At 53.2% G+C, this 280-nt stretch carries 1 protein-coding gene; it reads right to left on the reverse strand.

All coding sequences use genetic code 11. The annotated features are described in order from the left end of the window. Positions 1-173: CoA-transferase (locus ACYP5B_RS48755; RefSeq protein ID WP_459574653.1), on the reverse strand; the 173-nt coding region annotated here is incomplete at its 3' end. Between the last annotated feature and the right edge of the window lie 107 nt (positions 174-280).

A 280-nucleotide genomic window follows, 5' to 3' on the forward strand; every position in this document is an offset into this window, starting at 1 on the left:
GGCGCGGGCCCCATCCCGAGGATGCCGTTTTCGCTGTGAAGAATGATTTCCCGGTGTGGGTCCAGATGATTGGCGACAAGCGTCGGTACGCCAATTCCCAGATTTACGTATGCGCCTTCCGGGATATCTCGCGCAACGCGCTGCGCCATTTCGATCCGTGTAAGCTTTTTCATTTCTGCGATCTCGTCTCTAACTTTTCCGCCCGATTTGCAGGAAATTACGAAACCTGCACCACGCGTTTTACAAAGATTCCTGGGGTAACAACCGCCTCTGGATTCAA

The sequence above is a fragment of the Cupriavidus sp. 8B genome (assembly GCF_054589115.1).